Here is a 22,695-nt window from a genome sequence, read left to right as displayed (position 1 = left end):
CGCCAGGGCGACGACCGCGACCAGGGCGGCGACGGCGGCGCGGGCGGCGGGCATCCCCCCACCCAACGGCGCCCGGCCCCGCTTCGTTCCCGCTAGTTGACCAGGCGGTCCCTGCCCTCCCAGTAGGGCTGGCGGAGCTTGTACTTCTGGAGCTTGCCGGTGGCCGTGCGGGCCAGGACGTCGCGGAACTCCACCGAGGTCGGGCACTTGTAGTGGGCCAGGCGGTCCCGGCACCACCCGATCAGCTCGGCCTCGGTGGCCGACTGGCCCTCGGCCAGCACGACCAGCGCCTTCACCGTCTCGCCCCACTTGTCGTCGGGCACGCCGATGACCGCCACCTCGGCCACCGCCGGGTGCGAGAACAGCGTGTCCTCGACCTCGATCGACGAGACGTTCTCGCCGCCGCTGATGATCACGTCCTTCTTGCGGTCCGAGATCGACAGGTAGTGCTCGTCGTCGATGGAGCCACCGTCGCCGGTGTGGAACCAGCCGTCGGCCAGCGCCTCCTCCGTCGCCTCCGGGTTCTCCCAGTAGCCCTCGAGCACGACGTTGCTGCGGGCCAGCACCTCGCCGTCGTCGGAGATGCGGAGGCTGACGCCGAGCGCCGGCGCGCCGGCCCGGCCGAGGCGCACGGCCCGCTCGTGGGGGTCGAGCCCGTCCCACTCCTCGCGCGACCGGTTGATCGTGAGCAGCGGGGCCGTCTCGGTCAGGCCGTAGATCTGGATGAACTCCCAGCCGAGCTCGGTCTCCACCCGCTCGATCGTCCTCGTGGGCGGGGGCGCGCCGGCGACGACCATGCGCACGCGGTCCCGGCCGGGCACCTCGCCGTCCCAGCTGGCGGCGGCGTCGAGGATGGCGTTGACGACGGCCGGCGCCCCGCACAGCAGGGTGACGCCGTGGCGCTCGACGCGGCGCAGGATCTCGGCGCCGTCGACCTTGCGCAGCACGACCTGGGGCACCCCCATGGCCGTCGTGGCGAAGGGCATGCCCCAGCCGTTGCAGTGGAACATCGGCAGCGTGTGGAGGTACACGTCGCGGTCGGTCACCGCCGCGTGCCACCCGAACGTCACCGCGTTGTGCCACACCGTGCGGTGGGTGAGCTGCACCCCCTTCGGGCGGGCGGTCGTGCCGCTCGTGTAGTTGATGGTCGCGGTGGCGTCCTCGTCGAGCACGGGGGGCTCGGGCTCCCGGCCCTCGAGGTACAGCTCGGCGTCGGTGGCCGTGCCGAGCACGAGGCGGTGCTTGGCGTCCACCCCGGCGAGCGACGCCTCGAGCTCGGGGTCGATCAGCAGCATCGACGCCCCGGAGTGCTCGACGATGTAGGCGACCTCGTCCCGGTTCAGCCGGAAGTTGATCGGGACGAGGATGCGCCCGTACCCGGCGACGCCGAAGAACGAGACCAGCATCCGGGCCGCGTTCTGGGACACGATGGCGACGCGCTCGCCGGCGCCCACGCCCCGCTCGTCGAGGGCGGCGGCCTGGGCCCTGGCCAGCTCGGCGATCCGCCGGTAGGTCAGCTCGCCGAGCGACCCGGCCGGCTGGTCCGGCTCGTCGACCACCCCGACGCGCTCGCCGTAGACCAGCTCGGCGCGCTGGAGGAAGTCCGACACCGTCAACGGGACCTTCATCTGGCCCTCCTCGGTCGTGACCTTCACTCGCTCCCGGTCCCACCAACCTAGGTTCCCGGGCGTGCGTCGCGCACCCGCCCCGCTGCTCGTCGTGGCGGCGGCCGTGCTGTGGGGGACGACCGGCACCGCCCAGGCGCTCGGGCCGGACGGCGCGCAGTCGGTCGCCGTCGGGGCCGCCAGGGTGGCGGTGGGGGGCGCGGCGCTGGCCGCCCTCGTCGTCACCCGCCGGCCGCGACGGCGGGCCGCGGCGCCGTGGCCGCCGGTCGCCCTCGGCCTGTCGGCGGCGGCCGTCGCCGCCTACCAGCTGCTGTTCTTCGCCGCCGTCCGGTCGACCGGGGTGGCGCTCGGCACCGCCGTCGCCATCGGCAGCGGGCCGGTGGCGGCCGGCCTGCTCGGCCTCGTCGTGCGGGGCGAGCGGCCGGACCGGGCGTGGGCGGCCGGCACCGCCTTCGCCGTCGCCGGCTGCGCCCTGCTGCTCGCGGGCGGGGGCGACGCCGAGGCCGACCCGGCCGGCGTGGCCCTGGCGCTCGGGGCCGGCGCCAGCTACGCCGCCTACACGGTCGGCACCAAGGGCCTGCTCGACGGCCACGGCCCCGACGAGGTGGCCGCCGCCTGCTTCGGCCTGGCCGGGGTGGCCCTCGTGCCCGCCCTCCTCCTCGCCGGCGCCGGCTGGCTGGCGACGGCCGGCGGCCTGGCCATGGTCGCCCACCTCGGCCTGGTCACCACGGCCGTGGCCTACGCCCTGTTCTTCCGGGGGCTGGACGGCGTGCCGGTGGCGACCGCCGCCACCCTGTCCCTCACCGAGCCGCTCACTGCCGGCGTGCTCGGCGTGGTGGTGCTCGGCGAGCGCCCGACGGCCGTCGCCGTGGCCGGCGCCGGGCTGCTCCTCGGCGGGCTGGTGCTGGCCGCCCGCCCTAGGGTGCCCGGCCATGCGCATCGGGATCTACGGGGGCCGTGAGTACGAGAAGGGCCTCGACGCCGTGCTGGCCGCCGCCGGCCTGGCCGAGGAGCAGGGCTTCGCCACCTACTGGCTGCCCCAGATCTTCGGCCCCGACGCGCTGACCACGCTCGCCATCGTCGGGCGGGAGGTGCCCCGCATCGAGCTCGGCACCTCGGTCGTCCCCACCTGGCCCCGCCACCCGATGGTCCTCGCCGCCCAGGCGCTCACCACCCAGGCGGCCACCGGCGGCCGGCTCACCCTCGGCATCGGCCTGTCCCACCAGCCCGTCGTCGAGGGCATGTGGGGCTACCGGTTCGACCGGCCCGTCCGCCACATGGGCGAGTACCTGACCGCGCTCGTCCCGCTCGTGCGGGAGGGGTCGGCGTCCGTGCAGGGCGAGACGATCACGGCCCAGGGCTCGGTCAGGGTGGAGGGGGCCGACCCGGTGCCGGTCCTCGTCGCCGCGCTGGGCCCGAAGATGCTCGACCTGGCCGGTCGGGCCGCCGACGGGACGATCACTTGGATGACCGGGCCGAGGACCCTCCGCGACCTCACCGTCCCGACGATCACCGCGGCGGCCGAGCGGGCCGGCCGGCCGGCGCCCGCCGTCGTCGCCTCGCTGCCCGTCTGCGTCACCGACGACGTGGCCGGGGCGCGGGAGCGGGCGGCCACGATCTACGCCGTCTACGGCCAGCTCCCGTCCTACCGGGCCATGCTCGACCGGGAGGGGGCCGACGGCCCGGCCGACGTGGCCCTGGTGGGCGACGAGGCCGCCCTGCGGGAGCGGCTGGAGGAGCTCGAGGCGGCCGGGGTGACGGACTTCGCCGCCTCCGAGTTCGCCGGCGGCGACGACCGCGACCGGACGAGGGCGTTCCTGCGCGGCCTGCTCACCCCCGACCCCGACTGAGCCAGAACGGGCGGTCGGCCCACCGCCGCTCGGCGGCGTACCAGCGGGCCCGGTCGCGCTCGTAGCTCGCAGCGAGGGACGCCACCCTGCGGGCGTACGCCCCGGTCGAGTCGCCGTCGCCGCCGATGGCCCGGTCGACGGCCTCCGCGGCGAGCTTCCCGGTGAGCAGGGCGGTGAACAGGCCGAGGGAGGCGAGCGGGTCGAAGGCGACGGCCGCGTCGCCGACCGCCACCCAGCCGTCGCCGGCCGGCGGCTCGGCCACCGCACCGCCGGCCGCCACCTGCCGCGGCGCCCCCTCGATGGCCCAGCCGTCGAGCCGGGCGGCGACGTGGCGGGTCGTGGCCGCCAGCGCCGCGAACCCCGACGCCGTGCGGGCGCCGGCCGGCACGAGCGACCGGTCGGTCACGTAGGCGGCCACCCGCCGCCGGCCGGGCACGAGGCCCGTGTACCACCACCCGTCCGGCCCGGCCTCGACGAGGGTCCGGCCGTCGCGGTCGTCCACGGCCGGCGACCCGTACCGGGCGACGACGGCGACGGTCGGGTCGCCCGCCCGGCGGCGGGCGCCGCAGCGGCGGGCGACGGCGGCCCGGCGCCCGGTGGCGTCGACCAGCCAGCGGGCCCTGACCGCCGGTCGGCCGCCGGCCACGACCGTCCACGTCCCGCCGCTCCTCGTCGCCTCGCGCACGGTCGCGCCCTCGAGGACGGCGGCGCCGGCGGCGGCAGCCTCCGCCCGGAGGAACGCGTCGAACCGGGCCCGGTCGAGGTGCCAGCCGTGGCCGTTCGGGTCGAGGACCGTGTCGGCCGACCCGAGGGCGTCCGAGCCCCACGCCGAGTCGTTCCCGTGGCAGGCGACGTGGCCCTCGGCGAGGAACCGGTCGAGCACCCCGAGGTCCCGCAGGACGGGCCGCGCCGCGCCGATCAGGGCCTCGCCGGCCGACGGCGCAGCCGTCCCCGCGTCGACCAGGAGCACCTCCCGCCCGGCCGCGGCGAGGCGGAGGGCGGCCGCCGCCCCCGCCGGGCCGCCGCCGGCGACGACGGCGTCCAGCACGGTCACCGGAACCGGCGGAGGCGCTTCACCACGTCGAGGTAGCCGGCCGTCACCTGCTCGGCGGAGAACGGCGAGCGCTGGATGGCCCGGGCGACGGCGTCCTCGGCGTCGGCCGGGTGACGGGCAGCGGCGACGTGGATGAGGTGGAGGTTGGCGTCGTGGGCCACGTCCTCGGTGAACCCGAGCTCGGACTCGACCAGGATCGTCGCCGGGAAGGCGCCGTCGCCCGGCCCCGGCCGGGGCTCCACGATGCCGAGCCGGCCGAAGTTGGCGACCATGAAGTTGATCTGGTCGAGGTACTGGCCGGGGAGGAAGCGGTACCAGGTCGCTCGGTCCTCGAAGGCGAGGCGGCGCTCCTCGACCGGGGCCGACGTCGCCATGACCTTCTCGTAGCTCGACTCGGGCAGGACCTGGTTGGGGACCCTGGCCGGCCAGAACGTCGGCAGGTACGGGTCGTAGTCGGTGTCGCCCCTGGCCTCGTAGCCGTCCCGGCAGCTCGCGGTGTCGCACTGCCACGGCACGGCCATCCACCGGGTCAGGTCGCCGGGTCCCTGGGCGTAGAGCGGCCCGTCGGGGGCGAGGGCGATCTCCGGGGTGAGCACGGGCGGCCACGAGAACGGCGGGTCGTCGGCGGTGCGGTGGCGGATCCGGAACGGCGCCGAGTACATCGTCAGGTGGCGCATCGGCCAGGTGAGCTCGCACCCGGGGTGGAAGGCGTCGGCCAGGCAGTGCTCGAGCGCGGCCCGGTCGAGCACGGCGGGCTGGTCCGCCACCGGGACGTCGTCGATCGACCGCGGCCGGGCGGCGCCGTCGGGCGGGGCGAACTTCCCGGCCGCCCAGGCCTGGAGGTAGCGGTACTGCGTGCCCGACAGGCACAGGTGCTGGCGGGGCGAGGCCGGCGGCAGGTTCATCCCGTCGCCGTAGAGCCACGGCCACGGCACCGGCGACATGCCGTCCCTGGCCAGCACCCGGAAGGCCGAGAACACCTGCCGCCGCACCTCCTGGTCGGCGGGCGCGGGGCTGGCGAGGCGGGCCCGGTAGGCCGGGTCGGAGAAGTCCTCCCTGCCGCCCCAGCCGTACTGGCCGGCGAAGCCCCGGTTCACCCACTGGAGGCCGCACAGCCGGTCGAGGACGGGCTCGACGTGGTCGGTGAACGACACCGTCTCGGGGAACGGGATGACGCCCGCGGCCGTGAACCCGTCGAGGAGCAGGTCGTACATGGTGCGGACCGAGAGGATGCCGGGCCCGTAGTTCGGCGGCGCGACCGCCACCCAGGCCGGCTCGACCGGGAGCGGGCGGCCGTCGAGCACGACCTCGGCGGTGACCGGGCCGTCGGACACGTCGTCGTGCCACTTGTCGTTGTTGGCGAACGTCGTCGCCCGCGACCCGTCCCACGACGCCGAGACGCCCCGCCCGCCCAGGAACACCAGGCGGCCGGCCTCGTCGGTCCGCAGCTCGCCGAGGTACACGGGCCGGTCCACGAACCTGCCGGTGTCGAAGGCGTACTCGGGGCCGGACTCGCCGGCGCCGGTGATCGACCGCGGCCCCGGGTCGATGGCCAACGTCGTCCGGTCGGGCACGCCGGCGTTGCGGAGGGCCGACGGGTCGGCGTCGGCCACGTCGGGGATGTCGAGCGCGAGCTGGAACTGGTACCAGGCGGCCTTGGTGTTGGCGACGTGGACCGTCCACCTGATGTCCGCGTCGGCCGCGGTGAGCTCCCTCACCACCCGGCCGTCGGCGTCGTAGCCGTAGACCCGGAAGCGGGCGGCCTGGCGCTTCAGCGCGCCGGTGGCGTCCTTGTAGGACCCGACCGGCAACGGCTCGGGGTCGACGACCTCGGGGCCGAGGAAGAACTCCTCGGCGCTGTCGCCCACCCTCGCGATGCCGATGGCCGGGTGGATGGCGGCGCGGTAGATCGTGGCGTCCCGCGACCGCGGCGAGGGGTCGACGGTCTCGACGGCCCTCGGCTGCTCGGGCTCGACCACGGGCACCCCGTTGGCGTCCCGGCGGCGCCGGGCCGACGCCTGGTACACGACCCGGCGGGCGTCGGCGAGGCTCCCGACGGGGCGGTGCTCGGGCAGCGTGTGCCAGCTCGTGAACGACAGGTTCTCGCCGTAGGCCGCCTGGCCGGGGGCGCCGACGTCCTGGGCCGGCAGCAGCAGCGTCGCCACCGGGACCGGCGGGCTCTCCTCCTCGTCCCAGCGCACGGTGGCGCGGTCGAGCGGCATCCGGTCGGGGTCGGCCCGGAACTGCACGGACAGCTCGAACGCGGCCGGGCCGGCCAGCAGCCGGGAGCGGAGGTCGGCGGCGAGGTAGTCGCGGCCGAGGCCGGCCCCGCTCGCCGGCGGCGGGGCGAGGGGGCGCGAGGGGGTGAGCTTGTACTTGACGTAGCGATCCGGGCCGAAGGCCGACGGCAGCCCGCTCCAGTAGTCGACGCCGAGCGCGCTCGGCACGAACCTCTTCATCTCGTCGAGCAGCCGCTCGGTCGTCGGGTGGGCCGCCAGGTAGGCCGCGTAGTCGCCATCGACGACCCCCGCCTTGGTGAACTCGCAGAAGTCGGTGGCCGTGTCGACGAAGAACACGTCGAAGTTCTGCAGGAGGAAGTCGGCGGTGGTGGCGTCCTCCTCGCCGGGGAGCAGCTTCCGCCCGGGGACGCCGAACAGCTTGATGCCGATGCCGACCGTCGTGCGCAGGTCGGGGTTGGCCGGCACGGTGTCGCTCGAGAACCGCACCCAGGCCGGGTAGCGGGTGCCGGCGAACACGCCGACCCGCAGGTCGTCGGGCAGGTCGTCCCTGACCGTGAGCGTCCCCCCGGCGACGCCGTGGGGCTTCAGGAACACCGGCCGGAGCACCGGGTCCTGCCCCTTGGCGATGCGCCCGCCCATCACGAGGTCCACGAACATCACCCGCAGGGCCTCGACCGGATCGCTCCGGCAGTCGCCGTCGCCGACGGTCGCGTGGTGCGCCATGGCACCTCCCCCCTCCCGGGCGCCCGCACGCCCTCGGCGCGACCCTAGCGCTGCGGTCCCGGCGTCACCTGGCCGTCCACCCGCCGTCGACCACCAGCACCTGTCCGGTGACGTAGGCGCTGGCGTCGGAGGCGAGGAACAGGAGGGCGCCGTCGAGCTCGGACTCGGTGCCGGGGCGGGCCATCGGGGCGTTGCGGCGCACGAACTCGAGGGACCGCTCGTCGGAGAACATGTCCTCGGTCATCTCGCTGCGGAACCAGCCGGGCGCCAGCGCGTTGACCCGCACGCCCTTCCTCGCCCACTGGGCACCGAGCTCGCGCGTCAGGTTGACGAGGCCGCCCTTGCTGGCGCAGTAGCCGGCCTGCTTGACCGGGGCGGAGGCGACGACGCCGAGCATGGAGGCGACGTTGACGATCGAGCCCCGGCCGGCGGCCAGCATGTGGCGGGCGGCCAGCTGGGACAGGACGAACGGGGCGGTGAGGTTGACGGCCACGACGTGCCGGAAGTCCTCCGGGCGCTCGTCCTCGGCGGGCACCGTCGTGCCCGTCCCCGCGTTGTTGACGACGACGTCGACGGCGCCGAAGCGGCCGACGGCCGTGTCGACGAGGCGGGCGAGGTCGCCGTCGTCGGTCACGTCGCAGGGCACGGCCACCGCCCGGTCGGCCCCGATGGCCTCGGCCACGGCGGCCAGCCGCTCGGCCCGGCGGGCGGCGAGGACGACCGAGGCGCCGGCGGCGGCGAGCACCCGCCCGAACCGCACCCCGAGCCCGCTCGACGCACCGGTCACGACGGCGACCCGCCCGTCCAGGCGGAAGCGGGCCGTCGGGTCGCCGTCGGTCAGGTCGTCCACGCGGCGACCATAGCGACGAGGGCGTCGGTCGCCCGCTCGACGAAGTGGTCGTCCATGGCCTCGTCGCCGACCTCCAGCCACTCGAGGACGGCGACGACGAGGTAGGCGACCGTCGTGCGGGTCGCCCACGCCCGGAGGGCCTGGTCGGCCACGTCCTCGCCGATCAGGCGGTCGGCGACGGCGGCCGCCTCGGCCCGGTAGTGGGCGGCGTAGCCGGCGAACTGCGGCTCGCGGGCGGCATGGACCATCAGCAGCCGGAAGCCGTCGGGGTCCTCGCGGGCGACGGCCAGCAGGGACCGCACGGCGACCCCCCGCACCTCCGGCCCCTCCCGCACGCCGGCCTCGAACTCGTCCCGCAGCCGCTCGGCCACCCGCGCCAGCACGGCCCGGTACAGCTCCTCCTTGGAGTCGAAGTGCCGGTAGACGATCAGCTTGGTGACGCCGGCCTCGGCGGCCACGTCCTCCATCGACGTCCCGGCCCACCCGGCCCTGGCGAAGGCCCGCGCCGCGGCCCGCAGCACCGACGCCTGCCGTTCCGGGCGGCGCAGCAGCTGGCGGGTTGTCGGCGGTATACCGGGGAGTTTACACTCCGCGGGTGACCACTGCCCAGGTCGAGTTCACCGAGGCGGAGCTGCTGGCCTCCGAGGACGTCGAGGAGCCGCTCGTGGCCGGCGGCGTCCGCTGCCACGGCGGGTTCGACGCGGACGGGCGCTACGTCTCGCCCCGCGCCCGGCACCGCGTGCCGGCCATCGCCGCCTGGGAGGCCCGGCGCCGGGAGCAGTTCGGCACCGACCCCCTCTCGGTCCCCCTCGACGCCTGGCCGTCCCACTACCCCACCGTCGACCAGGCCCGCTTCCTGCTCGGCCACGGCGTGCGGGAGCCGATCGTCGCCACCCTCACCCGCATCGGCACCGTCGAGGGGTTCGGCGGCCTCATCCGCCACGCGCCCGTCCCCGACCTCCAGCGCTGCCTGGTGGAGGACGTGCGGGGCACGGCCGCCGCCCACCTCACCCGCGGGCTCTACGAGGCCCACGCCCGCGACGAGGCCGGCTTCGAGGACGAGGGCGGCCACAAGCAGATGTGGTTCGCGGCTCGCGACGTCGCCTTCGAGGACCCGCCGACCGGGGACGAGACCGAGCTGATGCTCCAGCGCATGGGCCTGTCCCGGACCCCGGGGGGCCGGCCGGCGCCGGCCCAGCTGCCGCCCCGCCTGTTCCCCGCCGACCTGCACCCCGACCTCGAGCCGCTGGTCGAGCGCATGGTCCGCCTGCTGCTGATCGAGGTGTCGGCCTTCCACACCTTCGCCTGGGCCGAGGAGGTGCTGGCCGACCGGGACCTCGTGGCCGGCGAGGGCGAGGCCGCCCGCCTCGTGTCGTACATCCGGGCCGACGAGGCGCCCCACGTCGCCTACCTCACGACCGTGCTCTCCGAGCTGCGGGACCGGACCTTCGTCGGCGACTCCGGCCGCCGGTACGCGGGCGGCGACCTCGTCGGCCGGGTGTGGGACCGGGCCCTCGCCGACTCGCTCGGCCCCCGCCAGCAGGAGCTGCGCCGGGTCATCAGGGCCGAGGTGGCGCTGGCCCTCGGCGAGCGGCCGGACGGCGACGACCTGCTGGCCGAGTTCGACGAGCTGCGGGCGGCGTAGTCGTGAAGTTCGGCGTCTTCTACGAGCACCAGCTGCCCCGGCCGTGGGAGGAGGACAGCGAGCTCCGGCTGATCCGGGACGCGCTCGACCAGGTCGAGCTGGCCGACCGCCTCGGCATCCAGTACGTGTGGGAGGTCGAGCACCACTTCCTCGAGGAGTACTCGCACTCCTCGGCCCCCGAGGTGTTCCTGGCCGCCGCCAGCCAGCGCACGAGGAACATCCGCCTCGGGCACGGCATCGTCCAGACGGCCCCGGCCTACAACCACCCGGCCCGCACGGCCGAGCGCATCGCCATGCTCGACCTCGTGTCGGGCGGCCGGGTCGAGTTCGGCTCGGGCGAGTCGTCGTCGGAGGCCGAGCTCGGCGGGTTCGGGATCGACCCCGTGCTCAAGCGGGACATGTGGCGGGAGGGCCTCGAGGTCGCCGTGCGGTGCCTGACCGAGACCCCGTTCACCGGCGTCGACGGCCGGTTCGTCTCGATGCCGCCCCGCAACGTCGTCCCGAAGCCCGTGCAGAAGCCCCACCCCCCGCTGTGGGTGGCCTGCTCCCGGCGGGACACGATCCTGCTGGCCGCCGAGCTCGGCATCGGGGCGCTCACGTTCGCGTTCATCGACCCCGAGGAGGCACAGCGCTGGGTGGCCGACTACGAGGCCACCCTGGCGGAGAGGGCCGTGCCGGTCGGGCTGGCGGTGAACGCCCAGGTGGCCTGCGTGACCCCGATGATGTGCGCGCCGACCGAGGAGGAGGCGGTGGCGAGGGGCCTGGAGGGCGGCAACTTCTTCGGCTACTCCCTCGGCCACTACTACGTCTTCGGCGACCACGTCCCCGGGCGGACGAACGTGTGGGAGGAGTTCCTGGCCCGCCGGGACGCCGTCGGCTACTCCCCCGAGGCCGCCCTCGCGCTGGAGCAGGAGCGGCTCGGGGCGAAGGTCGTGTCCGGCGAGGCCAGCGGGCTGCGGGGCGCGGTCGGCACCCCCGAGCAGCTGCGGCGGTTCCTGCGCCGGTACGAGGAGGCCGGGGTCGACCAGCTGATCTTCGTGCTCCAGGCCGGCCGCAACCGCCACGAGGACGTGATGGCGTCCCTCGAGCTGTTCGGCCGGGAGGTGCTGCCCGAGTTCGCCGAGCGGGACGAGGCGGCGACGGCGGCCAAGGCCGAGCGCCTGGCCCCGGTCGTCGAGGCGGCCATGGCCCGCCGGGTGGACACCGCCCCGCCGATGCCGGAGGACTACGTCGTGCGCGCCATCCCCAGGCGCCTGGTCGAGCAGGCCGGCGGCGAGGAGGGCCGGCAGTGGCTCGACCGCTTCGCCGACGAGCGGGCCGCCGGCACGCGCGACGAGACCCTCGGCATCCTCGGCTGACCCTGCTCAGGCCGGGACGACCCGCCAGCGGCAGACGTCGTCGACCGTGGCGCACCGGGGGGCGCCGCACCGGTCGGTGAGCGGGAGGGTGACCTCGAGCACGCCGCCGCCGGCGACGGCCTCGGACCACGTGGCCGGCGGGACGGCGGCCGGGTGGATCTTGGCCCGGCGCACGATCTCCCACCCGCCGTCGCCGGCCGGGCTGACCCAGGCGAGGTAGAGGAACCGGTCGCCCTTCCTGCCGAACACGTACGGCCCCCGCACGTCATCGGGGGTGCCGTCGCCGGCGAGGCGCACCTCCAGGTCGAAGCGCGCCCCGCCGGCGCCGCCGGGCGTGATCCCCTCGAAGGCCCGCTCCCGCTGCACGGCGACGAACACCGGGCGACCGCCGAACGTGTCGCCCGGGAGGTCGGTTCCGACGACGCGGACCCGCACGCCCTAGGCCGGGGAGATGTTCTGGTTCAGGCGGAACAGGTTGTGCGGGTCCCAGGTGCGCTTGAGCTCGACGAGGCGCTGCCAGTTCTCGCCGTAGGCCTGGCGGACGAAGCCGCCGTCGTCGGCCGACAGGTAGTTCACGTAGCGCCGCTCGGCCATGTACGGGCGGAGCGCCTCGAAGGTCTCCCTGGCCCAGGCGACGTTGGCGTCGGTGTCGGCCGGGTCGGCCCACTGGGCGAGGATCAGCGAGTTGTAGCCCTCCTGGCGGTGCGGGAAGGCGGTGGCCGCCGGGTCGATCCTCGCCGCCGCCCCGTGCACGTGCTCGACGGTGAGCAGGCTCATGTCCGACGGGGCCTTGGCGTAGGCGTCGATCATCACCTCGATGGCGGCGTCGGACAGGTCGGTGAAGAACGCCGACTTCCAGTAGTTCCAGGCGCCCTTCGGGAACGACACGTCGAGCAGCGTGTTCACGATCGGGTACGGCACCTCGCCGATCAGCTCGAGCGCCGGCTTCACGTCGCCGGTGCGCAGCGGGGCCAGCTCGGCCTCGGCCGCCGCCGGGTCGCCGGCGTGGCAGATCGGGAAGGCGACCATCTTGGCGCCCGACCCGTCCGGGGCGGCGAGGAACCCGGCGCCCATGCCGAGGTCGTCGCTGGCGTTCTTGGTCGCCCGCCGGAACAGGTCGAACACCGCCCTGGCCTGGTCGACCGGGTAGGCGAGCACGCCGCCGGTGACGTCCTTGACGGGGTGGGCCCGGTAGGTGAACCGGGTGGCGACCCCGAAGTTGCCGCCGCCGCCCTTCAGCCCCCAGAACAGGTCGGGGTGCTCGTCCTCGCTCGCCACCACCACCTCGCCGGTCGCGGTGACGACCTCGACGGCGAGGAGGTTGTCGCAGGCCAGCCCGTACCGGCCCATCAGCCAGCCGACCCCGCCCCCGAGGGTGAGCCCGGCGATGCCGGTGGTCGACACGGTGCCGCCCGTCGTGGCCAGGCCGTGGGGGTAGGTGGCGTTGTTGAACTGCCCCCAGGTCGTGCCGCCCTCGGCCGTGATCGTCCTCGCCTCGGGGTCGACCTCGACGGCGGTCATCAGCGCCAGGTCGATCATCAGGCCGCCGTCGGTGACGGCCTTGCCGGCCACGTTGTGGCCGCCGCCCCTGATCGAGATCTCGACCCCGGCCTCGCGGCCGATGTTCACGGCCGCCACGACGTCCTCGGTGGTGCGGCACCGGGCGATCAGCGCCGGCCGCTTGTCGATCATGCCGTTGTGGATGCGCCGCGCGTCCTCGTAGCCGTCGTCGCCGGGCGACAGGAGGTCCCCCGTGAACGAGGACCGGACGGCGTCGGGCACCTTGATGCCAGCGTCGCTCAACTCCGCCTCCTTGAACCGGACCGTTTGCGCCCGATTGGGCGCCCGGCGAGATCGTACGCGCGCGGTCGGTGCTAGGCGACCCTGGTCAGCAGGTCCCGCTGGACGACGGCCGCGACCGACAGGACGCGGTAGCTGCCGTCGTCGAACAGCACGGTCACGTCGTCGCCGTCCTGGCCCATGACCGCCCCCTCGCCCCACCGGCGGTGGCGGACGCGCGTGCCCGACGCGTACGTCGCCGCGGCGACGGGCTCGGCCCGGCCGGGGCCGCCCTCCTCGGCCGTGCGGTCGCAGTTGTCGCACCGGCCGCAGCGGGGACCGGCCGGCTGGCCGAAGTAGGAGAGGACCAGCTTCCAGCGGCACTCGGGCGACTCGGCCAGGCGCCGCATCATCTCGAGGCGGGACCGCTCCGCCGCCCGGTAGGCCTCGTGCTCGTCGACGGCCCGGCGGGCGGCGTCGGCCGGCGACGGGCCGCCGTCGACCGACGAGACGAGCCCGTCGGTGCCGACCCGGAGCGCGCCCGCCTCCTGGAGGCGGCTGAGCGCCACCGACAGGCGCGACTCGGGCAGGTCGATCAGCCGGGCGAGCAGGGCGAGGGGCAGGGGCTCGAGCGCCTGCTGGACGGCGCCGGCCAGCCGCTCCAGCACGGCCGGCTCGATGGCGGCGGTGCCGGCGAAGAAGCGGCGGCCGCCGAACTCGTCGAGGCGGTGGAACAGCACGGCCACGGCCGGCTCGCCGTCACGGCCGGCCCGGCCCACCTCCTGGTAGTAGGCGTCGATCGACTCGGGCGACTCGGCGTGCACGACGAAGCGGACGTGGGGGGCGTCGACCCCCATGCCGAAGGCGATCGTGGCCACCACCACGCACGGGGCCTCGTCGAGGAAGCGCTCGTGGACGGTGTCCCTGCGCTTCTTCGTCATCCCGCCGTGGTAGGCGAGCGCCGGCCGCCCCGGGGCGCCCAGCTCGCGGGCGAGGCCCTCGGCCTGGCGGCGGGTCGCGACGTAGACGATGCCGGTGCCGGGCAGCTCGGCCACCCGCTCGACCAGCCCGTCGTGCACGCCGGCGGCGTCGGCCGCCGCCTCGACCTCGAGGCGGAGGTTGGGCCGCTCGAACCCGCGAATGACGACGGCCGGGCCCCGCATGCCGAGCCGCTGCACGATCTCGGCCCGCACCGGGGGCGAGGCCGTGGCCGTCAGCGCGATGACGGTCGGGTGGCCGAGCGCCTCGATGACGGCGCCGAGCCGGAGGTAGTCGGGGCGGAAGTCGTGCCCCCAGGCGCTGATGCAGTGGGCCTCGTCCACGACGAACAGCGACGGCCTCGCCTCCCGCAGCCGGTCCATCGTGTCCGGCCGGGCCAGCTGCTCGGGGGCGAGGAAGGCGAACTCGACCTCGTGGCGCACGATGCGGCGCAGGGCGTTGCGGCGGCGGGCGTCGGTGAGGGTCGAGTTGACCTCGGCGGCGCCGCCGAGGTCCCGCTCGCCGATGGCGCCGGCCTGGTCCCGCTGGAGGGCGATGAGGGGGCTGACGACCACGGTCGGCCCGTCGACCAGCGCGCCGGCGATCTGGTAGATGGCCGACTTCCCGGAGCCGGTCGGCATGACGGCGAGCGTGTCCCGGCCGTCGAGCACCGCCGCCACCGCCTCCGCCTGCCCCGGCCGCAGCGCGTCGAAGCGGAGCAGGTCGCGGGCGACGGCGCCGATGTCGGTGGCCATGGGCGGGGGTCCTCCTCGGGCTCGGCGCGGTGCGCGTGGAACGCCCGGCTCCTTCGCCTCCGGGACACCTGGCGTGCGCTGCCATTACCCGACGGTGGGGCGGGTCATTCCGCCTCGCGTCCGCTACCGTTCGCGGCGATCGCAGGACCGACGGTGGAGGTTGAGAAGATGAAGGTGGGTCTCTTCTTCGTCAACGCCGGCCCGCCGGCGTTCCCCGGCTACGCGACGGAGCTCGTCCAGGCCGCCGAGGCGGGCGGCATGGACTCGCTCTGGACCGTCCAGCACGTCGTCGTGCCGGCGCAGCACTCGACGCCGTACCCGTACGACGAGAGCGGCCGCATGCCGATCCCCGACGACACGGACATCGCCGACCCGCTCCTGTGGCTGTCGTACCTCGCGGCGAAGACGTCGACCATCCGGCTCTGCACCGGCGTCCTCCTCCTCGCCCAGCGCAACCCCCTCCTCACGGCCAAGGAGGTCGCCACCCTCGACGTGCTGTCCGGCGGCCGGGTGACGGTGGGCATCGGCTCGGGGTGGCTGAAGGAGGAGTTCGACGCCATGGGCGTGCCCTTCGAGGACCGGGGCGCCAGGGTCGAGGAGTACCTGGCCGCCATGCGGGCGCTGTGGACGGGCGAGCCGGCCAGCTTCGAGGGCAAGTTCGTGTCCTTCGACCGGGTGTACTGCCGGCCCGTGCCCGTGCAGGAGCGGATCCCCGTGGTCGTCGGCGGCCACAGCCACGCCGCCGCCCGGCGGGCCGGCCGCATCGGCGACGGCTTCTTCCCGGCCGTGGTCGACATGGACCGGCTGGCCGCCGTGCTCGAGTCGATGCGGACGGCGGCCGAGGACGCCGGCCGGGACCCGTCCACGATCGAGGTCACCTGCCCGGTGGTGCCGACCCCCGACGCCGTCGCCCGGGTGGCGACCATGCGGGAGCTCGGCGTCAGCCGGGTCGTGATCCCGGCCCAGATCTGCAACCCGGAGAGCGTGACGGTCTTCGTCGACATGTTCGGCGGCGGCTGAGCGGGTGCCGGCCGGCCCGGTCGTCGCCGTGATCGGCGGCTACGACGTCGGCGCCGACGTGCTGGCCGTGGCCGAGGAGGTCGGCCGGCGGCTGGCCGAGGCCGGCGCCGTCGTCGTCACCGGGGGCCGGCGGGGGGTGGCCGAGGCCGCCTCCCGGGGCGCCGCGCTGGCCGGTGGGACGGTCGTCGGCGTCCTCCCCGGCCGGGACCGGGCCGAGGCCAACCCGTGGGTCGGCGTGGCGGTGCCGACGGGGATGGGCGAGACCAGGAACGCGCTCGTGGTCATGGGGGCCGACGCCGTCGTGGCGCTCCCCGGGTCGTTCGGGACGCTCTCCGAGATGGCCTTCGCCCTGCTGGCCGGCACCCCGGTGGTCGGCATCGGCACGTGGGAGCTGCGCCCGCCGGGCGGCGGCGAGGACCCGGTGATCCGGGCCGACGACGCCGAGGCCGCCGCCACCCTGGCCGTCGAGCTGGCCCGGGCAGCCGGAGGCCGTTCCGAGTAGTTTGCCGGCATGTTCACGACCGCGGCGTTCGCGACGGTTCTCCTCGCCTCCTCGGTCGTCTCGGCCCGACCGCCGGTCGTCCTCGTCAGCGTCGCCGCGGACGGCGAGGCGGCGAACGGGCCCAGCCTCGATCCGTCGGTCAGCGTCGACGGCCGGTACGTCGCCTTCGAGTCCTACGCCGACGACCTCGCCGGCAACCTGGGCCCCCTCCCCGACGTGTTCGTCAGGGACGTCGTGGCGGGGACGACCGAGCTGGTGAGCGTCGACGCCCACGGCGGCGGCGCGAGCGGGGGCAGCTACTCGCCGAGCATCAGCGCCGACGGCCGCTACGTCGCCTTCGAGTCGGCGGCGAGGGACCTGGTGCGGGGGGACGCGCCCGACGCCCTCGACGTGTTCGTCCGCGACCGGGAGGCCGGGACGACGGTCCTCGTCAGCGTCGGGCACGACGGCGCGCCCGCCGACGACCACAGCTACGGGTCGGTGATCAGCGCCGGCGGCCGGTACGTGGCCTTCAAGTCCGACGCGACGAACCTCGTGGCCGGAGACGGCGGCGAGAGCGACTTCTACCCGAGCGAGGTGTACGTCCGGGACCTGGTGGCCGGCACGACGACGAGGGTCAGCGCCGACGAACCGGGGGTCGACGACTACTCCTGGGACCCGTCGATGAGCGCCAACGGGCGCTACGTCGGCTACCTCCACGTCGTCTTCACGCCGCAGGCCCGGGGCGAGGCCGTCGTGCACGACCGGCTGACCGGCACGTCGGTGACGATCGCGGACGCGTTCCACATGTCCCTCAGCGGGACGGGCCGGTACCTCGCGTTCTCGTCCCAGCGCGACGACCTCGTCCCCGGCGACGCCAACGGGGACGTGGACGTCTTCGTGCGCGACCTCGCGACCGGGTCGACGACGAGGGCGAGCGTCGACGTCGCCGGCGGTGACGCCGCCGGGCCGAGCGAGCTCTCCTCGATCAGCGACGACGGACGGTTCGTCGCCTTCCAGACGAGGGCCCGCGACGTCGTGCCCGGCGGGGGGAACGGGAAGTACCAGGTCGTGATCCGGGACCTGGCCGCGGGCACCACCACCCTGGCCAGTCGGGGCTCGGACGGGGAGCCGGGTCGGGGCGACAGCGAGGACCCGGACCTCGCGGGCGACGGCCGGCACGTGGCGTTCCAATCGAACGCGCTCGGGCTCGTCGCCGGGCACGTCAACGACGAGACCGACGTGTACCTGGCGACGCCCGGGCGTCAGTAGATGTAGACGGGCTGGCCGGTCTCGACGATGGTCGGGAAGTACTCGGCCACGTGCATCGGCAGGCGCACGCAGCCGTGGGAGGCCGGGTAGGGCGGCACCGAGGTCGACCCGTGCACGGCGTAGCCGCCGTAGAAGTAGACCGGGTTGTAGAGGCTGCCGAGGTAGGACTCGTGCCAGCCCGTGTACCGGCGGCCGTTGTAGGCGTAGGTGCCGGTCGGCGTGATCGCCGTGCCGCAGTGGCCGTTCTCGCAGTAGTCCTCGCCCGACCCCGTCGACACGTGGGTGGCGAGGCGCAGCTGGCCGCCCCTGAACACGAGCAGCACCTGGCGGGCCAGGTCGACCTCGGTGCGGTCGGGGCCGCCGTCGGGCCGGGCCCCGCCGTAGGGGGCGGCCGCCATGATCTCGGCCTCCAGCTCCGGGGTGACCCGGCCGTCCTGCGGGTGGCCGGCGATCGCCTGGTACGCCCAGACGGCCATCGTCGTCATCCCGCCGAAGTCGCCGTCGGCCGGGCCGGGGTCGAACCCGAGCGCCGCCAGCCGCTGCTGGAGCGCCTCGGTCCTCGGACCGGACACGCCCGCCTCGAGCACGGGCGCCTCGGGCGGCGGGGGCGGCTCGGTGGTCGGCGGGGGCGGCGGCTCGGTCGTCGTCGTCGGCGGCGCCGTCGTGGTCGTGGTGGCCGGTGGCGCGGTCGTCGTCGTGGTGATCGGGGCCGCGGTCGTGGTCGTCGTCGACGGCCTGGCCGTCGTGGTCGTCGTCGGGCGGGGGGCGGCCGTGGCCGTGGTGCCCGTCGAGGCGGGCGCCGCCGCCTCGTCGGCGCCGACCCCCGCGCACGCCGGCGCCAGGGTCAGGACCGCCAGCAGCAGGGCCGCCCTCGTGGTGGTTCGCGCTCGTCCCATGTCACCCCGTCCGACGCCCGGTGGTCGAGCCAGCTTGCCCAACTCACGTTACGTGGTCATGACGGTTTCGGGTGACGTAACGTGGCGGTCGTGGGAGGGAGAGCACCGACGCGCGTCGCCGTCGTCGGCGCCGGCCTGGCCGGCCTGGTGGCCGCCCGCGAGCTGCGGCGCCACGGCGTCGAGGTGGCCGTGTTCGAGGCCGGGCCCAGGGTCGCCGGGCTCGCCGCCTCGCACCGCGACGAGGACGGCTTCAGCTACGACACCGGCGCCCACTTCGTCACCAACCGGCTGGCCGCCGCCCTCGGCGTCGGCGCGCAGTGCCGGGACGTGCACCGCTACGGCGAGTCCGTGTTCCTCGACGGCAAGGTGCTCGGCTACCCGTTCGGCCTGCTGCGGGTGCCCCGGTTCGTGGCGTCGGCGGCGGCCGGCCGGCTGCGGCGCCGCCGGGCGGCCCCGGTCACCGCGGCCGAGCAGTTCGCCGCCGAGTACGGGGCCCGGCTGGCCGAGGAGGTGGCCGGCCCGCTGCTCGAGGCCTGGTCGGGCGCGCCGGCCGACCGGCTGTCGGCCGCGGTGGCCGACAAGCTGCCGTCCGGCCTGGCCCGCACCGTCGCGCTCGAGCTGTCCCCGCTCGTGACCCGCCGGGCGACGGCCGTCGGCTACTGCCGCACCCAGCCCGAGCGGGTCAACGTCTGGCACGTCTATCCCGAGGCGGGGGTGGCGACGCTCTGCCAGCGGGTCGCCGACGACCTCGGCGACGTCGTCCGCCTCCGCTCGCCCGTCGAGCGCATCCTCGTCGAGGGCGGCCGGGTCACCGGCGTGCGGGTCGGGGGCGAGGACTGGCCGGCCGACGGCGTCGTCTCCACCGCGCCCGTCCACGTCCTGCCCAAGCTGGTCGAGGGCACCGACCGGCTCGACCACCTGGCCGAGTTCCGGTACCGGCCCATGGTGTTCGTCAACCTCCGCTTCGAGGGCCGGCCGCTGCTGCCCGACGTCGTGATGTGGGTGCCGCAGCGGGAGCACCCCTTCTTCCGGCTGACCGAGGCGCCGCTGTCGATGCCGTGGCTGGCGCCCGAGGGGAAGACGCTCGTCACCGCCGACATCGGCGCCGAGGTCGGCGACGACCACTGGACCATGGACGAGGACGAGCTCGGCCGGCTCTGCGTCGAGCACGTCGAGGCGCTGGTGCCGGGCGCGGCGTCGAGGTACCTCGGCTGCCGGGTGGTGAGGACGCCGCTCGCCTACCCGGTGTTCCTCCTCGACCACGAGGCCGAGCGCCAGGCCTTCGAGCGCTCGTCCGGGGTGGACGGCCTGCTGAGCGTCGGCCGCAACGGCGAGTTCGCCCACATCCTCATGGAGGACGTGTACTGGCGGACCCGGCGCCGCATCGCCGCCTGGGTGGAGGGCGGGGCGTGAGCGGGAGGACCCTCGCCCTGGAACCGGTCGCCTGCTGCCTGTGCGGGTCGACGGCGGCCGAGCCGGTGGCCGTCGGCGAGGACTTCGAGTACCGGACGAGCGACGCCACGTTCCTCGCCGTGCGCGGCCCGCGGAGCTCGCTCGTCTCCCTCGACCCCCGCCCGACCGAGGACGAGCTGGCCGTCATCTACCCGGACGACTACCACGCCTTCGAGTTCTCCGAGGAGCGCTACGGGCTCGTGCACAAGGTCCGCAGCCGGCTGGAGGCGTGGCGGGTGCTGCGGGCGGCCAAGGGCCTGCGCCCCGACGCCCGGGTGCTCGACGTCGGCTGCGGCGACGGCTTCCACCTCGCCCTCCTCGCCGAGCACGGGCCGGGGTCGTGGCGGCTGGAGGGCATCGACGTCGACGAGCGGGCGGTGGAGGCGGCGAGGAAGCGGGGCCTCGAGGTCCACCACGGGCGCATCGAGGACGCCGGCCTCCCCGGGGCCGGCTACGACCTCGCCCTGCTGATCCAGACGGTCGAGCACGTGGCCGACCCGCCCGGCCTGCTCCGGGCCGTCCACGGCGTGCTGCGCCCGGGCGGCCGGCTCCTCGTCGTCACCGACAACACCGGCTCGCTCGACTTCCGCCTGTTCCGGAGCCGGCACTGGGGCGGGTACCACTTCCCCCGTCACTGGAACCTGTTCGACGAGCGGTCGCTGCGCCGGCTGGCCGAGGTGACCGGGTTCGAGGTGGCGTCGCTGTCGACGATGGTGAGCCCGGTGAACTGGACGTACTCGGTGCGCAACGCGCTGGACGACCTCGGCGCGCCCCGCCGGGTCGTCGACGGGTTCAGCCTGGAGTCGGCGCCGGCCCTCGCCGTGTTCACGGCCTGGGACGGGCTGCACCGGGCCGCGGGGCGGGGCGCGCTGCTGCGGGCCGTGCTCCGCCGGCCGGCGTGAACCGGTACCACCGCCGCTGCTGCGCGAGCGCCGGGTGGGCCGAGCGCATGCGGCAGGTGGTGATGCCGTGGGTGCTCGACGGGCTCGACCTCGGCCCGGCGGTCGTCGAGATCGGCCCCGGCCCGGGGGTGACCACCGACGTGCTGCGGGAGCGGGGCCACGGGGTGACGGCGGCCGAGGTCGACGCCGGCGCGGCGGCGGCGCTGGCCCGGCGGGTGGCGGTGCCGGTCTGCGCGGCCGACGGCGCCGCCCTGCCCTTCGCCGACGCCTCGTTCACCGGCGCGGCGTGCTGCACGATGCTCCACCACGTGCCCTCGGCGGCCCGCCAGGACGCGCTGCTGGCCGAGGCCAGGCGGGTCCTGCGCCCGGGCGGGTGGCTGGCCGGCTGCGACAGCCGGGTGAGCCTGCGGTTCCGGGCCGCCCACCTGTTCGACACGATGGTCGCCGTGGACCCGGCGACGTTCCCGGCCCGGCTGGCCGCCGCGGGGTTCGTGGACGCCGAGGTAGAGGTGGGCGAGCGCTCGTTCCGCTTCAGGGCCCGCCGCCCCCGCCAGGCGCCCGGCGACCGCTCCTCCCGCCGGCCGGGCTAGGGCCCGGCGCCGTCGCCCTGCTCGGCCTCCTCGCGGAGGCGGCGGGGGACGGCCGTCTCGACGGCCTCGGCCGCCGGGGCGGCCATGGCGTCGTCGGCCGAGGAGATGCCGGCGCCGTCGGACAGCGGGTTGGCCGGCGTGGGCGCCGACTGGAGGCCCCGCTCGTCGAGCGACTCGCCCTGCTCGTCGAAGCCGGCCGGCCCGCCCATGGCGCCGGCGGCCAGGTCGCCCTGGGTCTCGGAGCGGTCGTCGCGATGGGTGTCGGACATGGCGCCATCCTCCCCGCTGGGCGGCGCCGGCAGACTCTGTTAGGGTGCCCTAACAGTGTTGACCGCCCTGTTGATCATGATCCGCGAGGGGTTCGAAGCCGCCCTCGTCGTCGTCATCGTCTTCGCCTACCTCCGCCGGATCGGCCGCCTCGACCTGGCCGGCCCCGTGTGGCGGGGCGTGGCCCTGGCCATGGGCATCTCGGTCGCCGTCGGCGTCGTCGTGCACCTCACGATCGGCGACCTCACCGGCGCCGCCCGGCTGCGGGCCTTCGCCGGCATCTCGCTGCTGGCCCTGTCCGTGCTCACCTGGATGGTGTTCTGGATGCGGCGCCAGGCGCGGGCCCTGCGGGGCGAGATCGAGGAGCGCATCGCCGGCGCCCTGCGCTCGGAGCACATCGGCCGTGCCCTGTCCGCCGTCGCCCTGCTCGCCGTGCTCCGCGAGGGCATCGAGGCGGCGCTGTTCCTGATCGCCGCGGCCACCGAGGAGTCGGGCCGGTCGGTGCTCGTCGGCGGCCTGCTCGGCCTGGCCGTCGCCACCGGACTGGCGTGGATGGTCTACGTCGGGGGCCGGTCGCTGCCGATGCGGGCGTTCTTCACGGTCACCGGCGTCGTGCTGATCGTGTTCGCCGCCGGCCTCGCCGCCCGCTCGGTGCTCTACCTCCAGGCCAGCGGCGACCTCGGCTCGTTCTCGCTGAACGGGGTCTACGACCTGCGCCGGTACGAGTGGCTCACTCAGCAGAGCGAGGTCGGCAAGTTCCTCGCCGCCATGTTCGGGTGGGACCCGCGGCCCTCGGTCGAGCAGGTCGCCGTCTACCTCGGCTACCTCGTGCCCGTCCTCTGGCTGATCCTGCGCCCGTCCCGGCCCCGCCGGCCGGCCACCCGCCCAGCCGGTCCCGGCCGCCGCCTGACCGGCCGCCCGGCCTGACCCCGGAGCGGGCCCGGCCGATGGGACGGGG

The 22,695-nt window shown here is 75.5% G+C and carries 21 protein-coding genes; 11 read left to right on the top strand and 10 right to left on the bottom strand.

What is annotated here, in order from left to right; genetic code table 11:
- Nucleotides 1–92: 92 nt before the first annotated feature.
- Nucleotides 93–1,655, bottom strand: coding sequence for an AMP-binding protein (locus VGB14_04870; GenBank protein HEX9992241.1), 1,563 nt, complete (start codon nucleotides 1,653–1,655; stop codon nucleotides 93–95).
- A 34-nt stretch (nucleotides 1,656–1,689) separates the two neighbouring features.
- Between VGB14_04870 and VGB14_04865 the strand changes: the two genes are divergently transcribed.
- Together VGB14_04865 and VGB14_04860 are read left to right on the top strand one after the other, a co-directional pair.
- Nucleotides 1,690–2,586 (top strand): DMT family transporter, encoded by an 897-nt coding sequence (locus VGB14_04865; GenBank protein HEX9992240.1) that lies wholly within the window; start codon nucleotides 1,690–1,692, stop codon nucleotides 2,584–2,586.
- Nucleotides 2,558–3,475, top strand: a complete 918-nt coding sequence (locus VGB14_04860) for a TIGR03564 family F420-dependent LLM class oxidoreductase (protein HEX9992239.1) — start codon at nucleotides 2,558–2,560, stop codon at nucleotides 3,473–3,475. Before VGB14_04865 ends, VGB14_04860 begins: the two co-directional genes overlap by 29 nt.
- On the opposite strand, the gene VGB14_04855 is transcribed toward VGB14_04860, so the two are convergent.
- The 4 genes from VGB14_04855 to VGB14_04840 form a co-directional block, all read right to left on the bottom strand.
- Entirely contained in the window at nucleotides 3,456–4,529 is a 1,074-nt protein-coding gene (locus tag VGB14_04855) for a tryptophan 7-halogenase (GenBank protein HEX9992238.1), read from the bottom strand. The two genes, VGB14_04860 and VGB14_04855, sit on opposite strands and share 20 nt — an antisense overlap.
- Complete coding sequence (locus VGB14_04850; GenBank protein HEX9992237.1) at nucleotides 4,526–7,492, bottom strand: LodA/GoxA family CTQ-dependent oxidase; 2,967 nt, start codon at nucleotides 7,490–7,492, stop codon at nucleotides 4,526–4,528. The genes VGB14_04855 and VGB14_04850 overlap by 4 nt, the downstream gene beginning before the upstream one ends.
- A 64-nt stretch (nucleotides 7,493–7,556) precedes the next feature.
- Nucleotides 7,557–8,342, bottom strand: a complete 786-nt coding sequence (locus VGB14_04845) for a glucose 1-dehydrogenase (protein HEX9992236.1) — start codon at nucleotides 8,340–8,342, stop codon at nucleotides 7,557–7,559.
- The gene (locus VGB14_04840; GenBank protein HEX9992235.1) at nucleotides 8,330–8,863 is read right to left on the bottom strand and encodes a helix-turn-helix domain-containing protein; all 534 of its coding nucleotides are present in this window, start codon (nucleotides 8,861–8,863) and stop codon (nucleotides 8,330–8,332) included. Before VGB14_04840 ends, VGB14_04845 begins: the two co-directional genes overlap by 13 nt.
- Before the next feature lie 74 nt (nucleotides 8,864–8,937).
- Here VGB14_04840 and VGB14_04835 point away from each other — a divergent pair, with 74 nt between their 5' ends.
- Nucleotides 8,938–9,987, top strand: a complete 1,050-nt coding sequence (locus VGB14_04835) for a hypothetical protein (protein HEX9992234.1) — start codon at nucleotides 8,938–8,940, stop codon at nucleotides 9,985–9,987.
- Nucleotides 9,988–9,989: 2 nt separating this feature from the next.
- Nucleotides 9,990–11,345: an LLM class flavin-dependent oxidoreductase gene (locus VGB14_04830; GenBank protein HEX9992233.1), complete on the top strand. Its 1,356-nt coding sequence runs from the start codon at nucleotides 9,990–9,992 to the stop codon at nucleotides 11,343–11,345.
- 6 nt (nucleotides 11,346–11,351) lie between these two features.
- Here VGB14_04830 and VGB14_04825 read toward each other — a convergent pair whose 3' ends face one another.
- The 3 genes from VGB14_04825 to VGB14_04815 all read right to left on the bottom strand — a co-directional run bounded on the left by VGB14_04825 (nucleotide 11,352) and on the right by VGB14_04815 (nucleotide 14,857).
- Nucleotides 11,352–11,780: a DUF5990 family protein gene (locus VGB14_04825; GenBank protein HEX9992232.1), complete on the bottom strand. Its 429-nt coding sequence runs from the start codon at nucleotides 11,778–11,780 to the stop codon at nucleotides 11,352–11,354.
- Between the two features lie 3 nt (nucleotides 11,781–11,783).
- Entirely contained in the window at nucleotides 11,784–13,148 is a 1,365-nt protein-coding gene (locus tag VGB14_04820; protein ID HEX9992231.1) for an FAD-binding oxidoreductase, read from the bottom strand.
- A 71-nt stretch (nucleotides 13,149–13,219) separates the two neighbouring features.
- Complete coding sequence (locus tag VGB14_04815) at nucleotides 13,220–14,857, bottom strand: RecQ family ATP-dependent DNA helicase (protein HEX9992230.1); 1,638 nt, start codon at nucleotides 14,855–14,857, stop codon at nucleotides 13,220–13,222.
- A gap of 168 nt (nucleotides 14,858–15,025) precedes the next feature.
- On the opposite strand from VGB14_04815, the gene VGB14_04810 reads away from it, so the two are divergent.
- Genes VGB14_04810 through VGB14_04800 form a run of 3 tightly spaced genes read left to right on the top strand, consistent with a single transcriptional unit; the run spans nucleotide 15,026 to nucleotide 17,630 of the window.
- On the top strand, nucleotides 15,026–15,877 hold the full coding sequence (locus VGB14_04810; GenBank protein ID HEX9992229.1) for an LLM class F420-dependent oxidoreductase: 852 nt from the start codon (nucleotides 15,026–15,028) through the stop codon (nucleotides 15,875–15,877).
- A 4-nt stretch (nucleotides 15,878–15,881) separates the two neighbouring features.
- A complete protein-coding gene (locus tag VGB14_04805; GenBank protein HEX9992228.1) occupies nucleotides 15,882–16,379 on the top strand; it encodes a TIGR00725 family protein in 498 nt (165 codons plus the stop codon).
- 9 nt (nucleotides 16,380–16,388) lie between these two features.
- On the top strand, nucleotides 16,389–17,630 hold the full coding sequence (locus VGB14_04800) for a hypothetical protein (protein HEX9992227.1): 1,242 nt from the start codon (nucleotides 16,389–16,391) through the stop codon (nucleotides 17,628–17,630).
- On the opposite strand, the gene VGB14_04795 is transcribed toward VGB14_04800, so the two are convergent.
- On the bottom strand, nucleotides 17,624–18,526 hold the full coding sequence (locus tag VGB14_04795; protein ID HEX9992226.1) for a L,D-transpeptidase family protein: 903 nt from the start codon (nucleotides 18,524–18,526) through the stop codon (nucleotides 17,624–17,626). The genes VGB14_04800 and VGB14_04795 overlap by 7 nt on opposite strands.
- A gap of 90 nt (nucleotides 18,527–18,616) precedes the next feature.
- Between VGB14_04795 and VGB14_04790 the strand changes: the two genes are divergently transcribed.
- Genes VGB14_04790 through VGB14_04780 form a run of 3 tightly spaced genes read left to right on the top strand, consistent with a single transcriptional unit; the run spans nucleotide 18,617 to nucleotide 21,470 of the window.
- Nucleotides 18,617–19,939 carry an FAD-dependent oxidoreductase gene (locus VGB14_04790; GenBank protein HEX9992225.1) on the top strand — a complete coding sequence of 441 codons (1,323 nt, stop codon included), beginning with the start codon at nucleotides 18,617–18,619 and terminating at the stop codon, nucleotides 19,937–19,939.
- A complete protein-coding gene (locus tag VGB14_04785) occupies nucleotides 19,936–20,880 on the top strand; it encodes a class I SAM-dependent methyltransferase (GenBank protein HEX9992224.1) in 945 nt (314 codons plus the stop codon). Before VGB14_04790 ends, VGB14_04785 begins: the two co-directional genes overlap by 4 nt.
- A complete protein-coding gene (locus VGB14_04780; protein HEX9992223.1) occupies nucleotides 20,877–21,470 on the top strand; it encodes a class I SAM-dependent methyltransferase in 594 nt (197 codons plus the stop codon). The genes VGB14_04785 and VGB14_04780 overlap by 4 nt, the downstream gene beginning before the upstream one ends.
- Here the strand turns inward: VGB14_04780 and VGB14_04775 are convergent.
- Nucleotides 21,467–21,739 carry a hypothetical protein gene (locus tag VGB14_04775; protein ID HEX9992222.1) on the bottom strand — a complete coding sequence of 91 codons (273 nt, stop codon included), beginning with the start codon at nucleotides 21,737–21,739 and terminating at the stop codon, nucleotides 21,467–21,469. The genes VGB14_04780 and VGB14_04775 overlap by 4 nt on opposite strands.
- A gap of 58 nt (nucleotides 21,740–21,797) precedes the next feature.
- Between VGB14_04775 and VGB14_04770 the strand changes: the two genes are divergently transcribed.
- Complete coding sequence (locus VGB14_04770; protein HEX9992221.1) at nucleotides 21,798–22,664, top strand: FTR1 family protein; 867 nt, start codon at nucleotides 21,798–21,800, stop codon at nucleotides 22,662–22,664.
- Nucleotides 22,665–22,695: the final 31 nt, after the last annotated feature.

The sequence above is a fragment of the Acidimicrobiales bacterium genome, from assembly GCA_036399815.1.
Lineage (GTDB): Bacteria > Actinomycetota > Acidimicrobiia > Acidimicrobiales > DASWMK01 > DASWMK01.
This window is presented reverse-complemented; position numbering and strand designations above follow the sequence as displayed.

Excerpts from the sequence above, each read along its gene's own strand:
- VGB14_04810 (HEX9992229.1), top strand. The coding sequence starts at position 15,026 with ATGAAGGTGGGTCTCTTCTTCGTCAACGCCGGCCCGCCGGCGTTCCCC.
- VGB14_04775 (HEX9992222.1), bottom strand. The coding sequence starts at position 21,739 with ATGTCCGACACCCATCGCGACGACCGCTCCGAGACCCAGGGCGACCTG.
- VGB14_04850 (HEX9992237.1), bottom strand. The coding sequence starts at position 7,492 with ATGGCGCACCACGCGACCGTCGGCGACGGCGACTGCCGGAGCGATCCG.
- VGB14_04795 (HEX9992226.1), bottom strand. The coding sequence starts at position 18,526 with ATGGGACGAGCGCGAACCACCACGAGGGCGGCCCTGCTGCTGGCGGTC.
- VGB14_04815 (HEX9992230.1), bottom strand. The coding sequence starts at position 14,857 with ATGGCCACCGACATCGGCGCCGTCGCCCGCGACCTGCTCCGCTTCGAC.
- VGB14_04800 (HEX9992227.1), top strand. The coding sequence starts at position 16,389 with ATGTTCACGACCGCGGCGTTCGCGACGGTTCTCCTCGCCTCCTCGGTC.
- VGB14_04860 (HEX9992239.1), top strand. The coding sequence starts at position 2,558 with ATGCGCATCGGGATCTACGGGGGCCGTGAGTACGAGAAGGGCCTCGAC.